This window comes from Pseudomonas sp. CM25, from assembly GCF_013179705.1.
Classification (GTDB): domain Bacteria; phylum Pseudomonadota; class Gammaproteobacteria; order Pseudomonadales; family Pseudomonadaceae; genus Aquipseudomonas.
This window is the reverse complement of sequence record NZ_JABMCW010000466.1, coordinates 1-3,401: the sequence shown is the minus strand read 5'-3', so window position 1 is coordinate 3,401 and position 3,401 is coordinate 1. Positions and strand designations below refer to the sequence as shown.

The following is a 3,401-nucleotide window of genomic DNA, read 5'->3' as shown; positions in this document are numbered from 1 at the left end:
CCTGGCCATCCTGCGCAGTGTGGTGCAAGCCAGCGACGCCATTGGCACGGCCAGCGAGGAAGCGGTCGCCGAAGACCTCGCCAGCGGTAAGCTGGTGCGCCTGCACTGGCGCAACCTGCCACCGGCGCTGGAGGTGCTGAGCGTGCGCTGTGGGGTGGTCAGCCGCAGCGGCTACCGGCTGTCGCCGGCGGCACGGGCAATGATCGAGACCCTGGTGGGGCTGGATGCGCCAATGCAGGCTGCCGCCATTCGCTGAGCTGATGATGGTGGTGGCTGCGGGCTATCCTGATCACTATCAGGCAACGCAAAGCCGAAGCGGGAGGCACAGCAATGAAAACCCTCGTCGACCACCTGAGCCAATACGCCAGTTACCACCGCGACCCACGCAACATCGCCACCCATTTCATCGGCATCCCGATGATCGTGCTGGCGGTCACCATCCTGCTATCGCGCCCAGGCTGGGCGGTTGGCGGCATGTGGCTATCCCCTGCGTTGCTGGCAGCTGCAGCCTCGGTGTGGTTCTACCTGCGCCTGGACCTGCGTTTCGGCTTGGTGATGGGCTTGTTGCTGGGCTTGTGCCTGTGGCTCGGCCAGGTGCTGGCCGTGCAGGCGACGGCGCTGTGGCTAAGCGCCGGGGTGGGGGCGTTCGTGGTGGGCTGGATCATCCAGTTCGTCGGCCATTACTACGAAGGCCGCAAACCGGCCTTTGTCGACGATGTCAGCGGCTTGATCATCGGGCCGCTGTTCGTGGTCGCCGAAGCGGCGTTCATGCTGGGCTTGCGCCCGACCCTGAAACAGGCCGTGGAAAGCAGCGCAGGGCCGGTGGGCGTGCGCTCTCTGTAAATGCATACGCGGTCACTGTGGGAACAACTGTCTTGCGCAAAATTTAAAAAGCGTGCGTGATCCCTGTGGGAGCGGGTTCATCGAGGCGTCGAACCGCCGCGAAGAGGCCGGACCTGCGGGCCACTATCCTTGGGCATTCACCGTTGTCGCCTCCACCGCATTCGCGGGTGAACCCGCTCCCACACCGATCAGCTACGTGACTCTACGCCCAGCTCATCCCATACCGACTCGGCCATGTGGAAGGTGGCATTGGCCGCCGGAATGCCGCAGTAGATCGCGCTCTGCATCAGCACTTCCTTGATCTCGTCGCGGGTGACGCCGTTGTTGGCCGCCGCGCGCAGGTGCAGCTTCAGCTCATCGTTGCGGTTCATGCCGATCAGCATGGCGATGGTGATCAGGCTGCGGGTATGCCGTGGCAGGCCCGGGCGGGTCCAGATATCACCCCAGGCGTGGCGGGTGATCATTTCCTGGAACTCGCCGTTGAAGTCGTTGAGCTTTTCCAGGCTGCGGTCGACGTGGGCATCGCCCAGCACCGCACGGCGCACTTGCATGCCCGCTTCGTAACGTTGTTTCTCGTCCATGGCGGTGCCCTCAGTGAGCCAGCAGGAAGTCAAGGACGCGGCGGCTGAACGCCTCGCCGATCTCGACGTTGGACAAGTGCGCTGCCGGGAAGTCGACATACTCCGCACCGTTGATACCGGCCTGCATGAAGCGGCCATGCTCGGGGGTGGTAACCACGTCTTCGGTGCCGGCAACGATCAGCGCCGGCACCTGGATGCGGCCCAGTTGCTCGCGGTAATCGGCATCGCGCACTGCCGCGCAGTTGCCGGCGTAGCCTTGCGGGCTGGTTTGCGCCAGCATCTGGCAGATGCGCTGGGCCTGCTCGGGCTGGGCCTGGGCAAAGCCCGGGGTGAACCAGCGGGCGATCGAGGCATCGCGCAGCTCGACCATGGCCTGCTGGCCGCCCTTGAGCACGGTGTCGATACGGGTATTCCACACCTCGTCATTGCCGATTTTGGCGGCGGTGTTGCACAGGGTCAGGCTGTGCAGGCGCTCGCCAGCATTGATCCCCAGCCACTGGCCGATCAGGCCGCCCATCGACAGGCCGACAAAGTGCGCCTTGGCGATGTCCAGGCCATCGAGCAAGGCCAGCACGTCGCGGCCCAGCTGTTCGATGCTGTAGGCCCCTTCTGTGACCAGCGAGGCGCCATGACCACGGGTGTCGTAGCGCAGCACCCGGAAGTGCTGGCTCCACAGCGGAATTTGCGTGTCCCACATACCCAGGTCAGTGCCGAGCGAGTTGGACAGGACCAGCACCGGGGCGTTCTCCGGGCCATCAATCTGGTAGTTCAAAACGCCATCGGCCAGTTGCAAGTGCGCCACAGCGGTCTCCTTCAGGCAATAAAACGTTGATGTTCGGATACGGCGCGCGCCACCCAGACGCGGGCCTGGCCCAGGTAATGGGCGGGGTCGAGCAAGCGATCGAGTTCTTCAGCGGACAGTTCGGCACTGACCTGCGGCTCGTCACCCAGTACGGCACGCAGGTGGCGCTGCTCGGCGACCGCGCGCTGGCAGCACTGCTCCAGCAGGTGATGGGCGCGGTCGCGGCCCAGGCGCTGGGCGAGGACAATGCTTACCGCTTCAGCCAGTACCAGGCCCTGTGTCAGGTCGAGATTACGGCGCATGCGCGCGACATCCACTTCCATGCCCTCGGCAATCAACTGGGCCTGGCGCAGGGCACCAGACACCAGGCAACAGATCTCCGGCAGGGTTTCCCATTCGGCATGCCACAGGCCAAGGCTGCGCTCGTGCTCCTGAGGCATGGCGCTGAACAGCGTCGAGACCAGGCCGGGTACGCGGGTGGCGGCGCCGATCAACACCGCGGCACCGACCGGGTTGCGCTTGTGCGGCATGGTCGAGGAGCCGCCCTTGCCGGGCGCGGAAGGCTCGAACATCTCCCCCGCTTCGGTTTGCATCAGCAGGCTGACATCGCGGCCGAACTTGCCCAGGCTGCCGGCCACCAGGCCAAGCACCGAGGCAAACTCCACCAGGCGGTCGCGCTGGGTGTGCCAGGGCTGCTCGGGCAAGCTGAGCTTGAGCTGCTCGGCCAGCGCCTCGGCCACCGGCATCGCCTTGCTGCCCAACGCCGCCAGGCTGCCCGAGGCACCGCCAAACTGCAGCACCAGCAGGCGCGGGCGCAGCTCCTGCAAACGCTGGCGGTGGCGGGTCACGGCGCCCAGCACACCGGCCAGTTTCATCCCCAGGGTCACCGGGGTGGCGTGTTGCAGCCAGGTGCGCCCTACCATCGGCGTATCGGCATGCTTCAGGGCCTGTTGCGACAAGGTCTCGGCCAGTCTGCCAAGGTCGCTTTCGATCAGCTCCAGGGCATCGCGCAACTGCAGGACCAGGCCGGTGTCCATCGCGTCCTGGCTGGTGGCCCCCAGGTGCACATAGCGCTCGGCCTCGGGTACGCCGCTGGCGATCACCTTGCCCAATGCTTTCACCAGCGGGATTGCCGAATTGCCCGCAGTGGCAATGGCATTGGCCAGCGCGCCAAC

Annotated in this window: 5 protein-coding genes; 2 read left to right on the top strand and 3 right to left on the bottom strand. The window is 65.7% G+C overall.

Translation table 11 applies throughout. From position 1 onward, the window contains the following. Both HP546_RS27930 and HP546_RS27925 read left to right on the top strand, forming a co-directional pair. On the top strand, positions 1 to 256 hold a 256-nt coding region (locus tag HP546_RS27930), incomplete at its 5' end, for a LysR substrate-binding domain-containing protein (protein ID WP_218584637.1). Between the two features lie 74 nt (positions 257 to 330). Then, complete coding sequence (locus HP546_RS27925) at positions 331 to 843, top strand: DUF962 domain-containing protein (protein ID WP_172232365.1); 513 nt, start codon at positions 331 to 333, stop codon at positions 841 to 843. 188 nt (positions 844 to 1,031) lie between these two features. Here HP546_RS27925 and pcaC read toward each other — a convergent pair whose 3' ends face one another. From pcaC to HP546_RS27910, 3 genes are all read right to left on the bottom strand, one after another. Continuing rightward, positions 1,032 to 1,424 carry a 4-carboxymuconolactone decarboxylase gene (pcaC, locus tag HP546_RS27920; RefSeq protein WP_172232362.1) on the bottom strand — a complete coding sequence of 131 codons (393 nt, stop codon included), beginning with the start codon at positions 1,422 to 1,424 and terminating at the stop codon, positions 1,032 to 1,034. 10 nt (positions 1,425 to 1,434) lie between these two features. After that, positions 1,435 to 2,226: a 3-oxoadipate enol-lactonase gene (gene pcaD, locus HP546_RS27915; RefSeq protein ID WP_172232359.1), complete on the bottom strand. Its 792-nt coding sequence runs from the start codon at positions 2,224 to 2,226 to the stop codon at positions 1,435 to 1,437. 11 nt (positions 2,227 to 2,237) lie between these two features. Continuing rightward, a partial coding sequence (locus tag HP546_RS27910) for a 3-carboxy-cis,cis-muconate cycloisomerase (RefSeq protein ID WP_172232356.1) occupies positions 2,238 to 3,401 on the bottom strand: 1,164 nt, incomplete at its 5' end.

Coding starts and splice junctions, on each gene's coding strand:
- HP546_RS27925 (WP_172232365.1), top strand. CDS start 331: ATGAAAACCCTCGTCGACCACCTGAGCCAATACGCCAGTTACCACCGC.
- pcaC (WP_172232362.1), bottom strand. CDS start 1,424: ATGGACGAGAAACAACGTTACGAAGCGGGCATGCAAGTGCGCCGTGCG.